This is a genomic window from Halorubrum sp. AJ67 (assembly GCF_000513435.1).
The window spans coordinates 175368-178262 of sequence record NZ_CBVY010000002.1; the positions used below are offsets into that span (position 1 = coordinate 175368).

Consider the following 2895-nt stretch of genomic DNA (forward strand, 5'->3'; position numbering starts at 1 on the left):
CGGACGAGTTCGTCGAGCCGACGCTCGTCGACGGCGAGCCCGCGCTCGCCGACGGCGACGCCGTGATCTTCTTCAACTTCCGGGCGGACCGCGCCCGCCAGCTCGTCCGGCTGCTGACCGACACTCGGCCGGAGTGGGGCTTCGACCTCGATCAGCCCGACATCCGGATGACGACGATGACCGAGTACGACGAGACGTTCGAGTTCCCGGTCGCGTTCCCGCCGCAGGTCCCCGAGAACACGATCGGCGAGGTCGTCGCGGACGCCGACGGCACCCAGCTCCGGATCGCCGAGTCGGAGAAATACCCCCACGTGACCTACTTCCTCAACGGCGGCCGCGAGGTGGCGTTCCCCGGCGAGCTACGCGAGATCGTGGAGAGCCCGGACGTCTCCACGTACGACCGGCAGCCGGAGATGTCGGCACCGGAACTCACCGACGAGGCGGTCGGGATCATCGACGAGGAGGACCCGGACCTGATGGTGCTCAACTACGCGAATCCGGACATGGTGGGTCACACCGGCGACTTCGACGCGGCGGTCGAGGCCGTCGAGGCCGTCGACGCGCAGCTCTCCCGCCTCCTCGACGCTGTCGCCGAGGCGGGCGGCCACGCGGTCGTCACCGCCGACCACGGCAACGCCGACGACATGGGGACTCCCGAGGACCCCCACACCGCCCACACGTTCAACCCGGTCCCGTTCGTCTACCTGACGCCCGACGGCGACGACGGAGGCCGCGAGGTCCGCGAGGACGGGTCGCTGTGCGACATCGCCCCGACCCTGCTGGACCTGATGGACCGCGACCGGCCCGCCGAGATGACCGGCGAGAGCCTGCTCGTCGAGTGACGGGAGAATAAACGATAAACTCGGGATCGATTCTCGCCCGTTCCACGGCCTTTTAAGGTCGCCACCGTCGTGTGATCGACCATGACAGACGACACGACGCCCGTGATCGCGGCCGCCTACCGAACGCCGCAGGGACGCGAGGGCGGCGTCTACGAGGACGTTCGCAGCGAGGACCTCTCGACGACGCTCATCGACCACGCGCTTGACGAGACCGGGCTGACGAGCGACCACGTCGACGACCTGATGTGGGGCGTCGCCCAGCAGCGCACCGAGCAGGACAACAACGTCGCGCGCGTCATCGCCCTCCTCTCCGAGCTAGGCGAGTCGGTGCCCGCGACCTCGATCAACCGCTGGTGCGCCTCCTCGATGCAGGCGGTCATCTCGGCGTCGGACGCGATCGCCGCCGGCAACCGCGACTGTATCATCGCGGGCGGCGTCGAGAACATGAGCCGCGTGCCGATGGACGGCGACTCCTACGAACACCTCCACCCGGAGCTGTCGGAGCGGTACAACATCTTCCAGCTCCAGATGGGGATGACCGCCGAGAAGGTCGCCGAGGAGTACGACGTGAGCCGCGAGGCGCAAGACGAGTACGCCGCCCGGAGCCACCAGCGCGCCGCCAAGGCGACCGAGTCGGGCCGGTTCGACGACGAGATCGTCCCCGTCGAGACCGACGAGGGCCTCGTCGAGGAAGACGAGGGGATCCGCCCGGACACGACCGCCGAGAAGCTCGCCGGCCTGTCGCCCGCGTTCACGGGCGACGGGACGGTGACCGCCGGAAACTCCTCACAGATATCGGACGGTGCGTCGCTGACGGTCGTGACGAGCAAGGCGTTCGCCGACGAGCACGGCCTCGACGTGCTCGCCGAGGTCGGCACGAACAACGTCGCCGGCGTCGACCCCACCGTGATGGGAATCGGGCCGGTCCCCGCGACCCGAGGACTGCTCGACCGCGCCGGCACCGACATCGACGACTACGACCTGGTCGAACTGAACGAGGCGTTCGCCTCCCAGTGCGAGTACGCCCGCCGAGAACTCGGCATCGACGAGGACATCTACAACGTCAACGGCGGTGCCATCGCGCTCGGCCACCCGCTGGGCGCGTCCGGCGCGCGCCTCCCCGTCACGCTCCTCCACGAGATGGAGAAGCGCGACGCCGAGCGCGGCCTCGCGACGCTCTGTGTCGGCTTCGGGCAGGGCGCTGCGATCGAGTTCCTGCGGTAACGAACTACCCGACTCTTTTCGTCTGCGGTGGCGCGCGCCTGCGAGCGGTCGCCCGTGGCGACCGCGAGACAGCGCCGCGCGAGGGAGTCGCTGGCGGTCGAGCGAAGCGACAACCGCCAGCGACGAGGCTGGGGAGGTGTGAGGCTGTGCGGTGTGGGGCGGGACTCGAAGGGGCAGTCGCGAGGCGGGCAGAGGCGACGTAAGCACCGCAGGGAGCGAGCAATGCGAGCGGCCGAGGAGCGCAACGAGCGTCTGCCCGCCTCGCGGCTGGGGCTTCGGCGGTCTTGCCCACGAAGTCGATCCCAATGAAGTCCGTCACGCACATCCGAGCGGGCAAGACTCCGGAAACCCGGGCGACGCCCTCTGCTTACTCGTCGCCGTGTGTATAGCCGCGGTCGGGTAACGGCTCGCCGTCGGCCGTGACGCGCGGCCCCGCCTCCGCCCCGTCTTCCTCGACCACCCTCCCGATCCGCGTCAGACCGGCCGGGCACGCCTCTCGAACCGCCGCAACCTCTGATTCCGGGACCGCACACAACAGCTCGAAGTCCTCGCCGAAGTGCGCCGCCATCTCGAACCGTTCGTCTGCCCCGGCGGCCACCTCCTCGACCGCGGGATGAACCGGAACCGCCTCCCGGTCCAGTTCGATCCCGACGCCGCTCGCCTCGACCAACTGGTGACACGACCGCGCGAGCCCGTCGGAGGAGTCCATCATCGTGGTCGCGGACTCCGCCAGCGCCAGCCCGTCGGCCACGCGCGGCGTGAACCGGAACAGCTCGTTGGCGCGCTCGACCGCCCCGTCGTCGTCCCCTGCGTTTCCACGTTCGAACAG

Annotated in this window: 3 protein-coding genes; 2 read left to right on the top strand and 1 reads right to left on the bottom strand. The window is 69.6% G+C overall.

Annotation, left to right across the window (positions count from 1 at the left end; genetic code table 11):
• Together gpmI and BN903_RS02835 are read left to right on the top strand one after the other, a co-directional pair.
• On the top strand, positions 1-842 hold an 842-nt coding region (gene gpmI / locus BN903_RS02830), incomplete at its 5' end, for a 2,3-bisphosphoglycerate-independent phosphoglycerate mutase (protein ID WP_048076285.1).
• 81 nt (positions 843-923) lie between these two features.
• On the top strand, positions 924-2066 hold the full coding sequence (locus BN903_RS02835; RefSeq protein ID WP_048076286.1) for a thiolase family protein: 1143 nt from the start codon (positions 924-926) through the stop codon (positions 2064-2066).
• Between the two features lie 367 nt (positions 2067-2433).
• On the opposite strand, the gene BN903_RS02840 is transcribed toward BN903_RS02835, so the two are convergent.
• Positions 2434-2895 (bottom strand): thiamine-monophosphate kinase (locus tag BN903_RS02840; protein ID WP_048076287.1); only part of this gene is annotated, 462 nt, incomplete at its 5' end.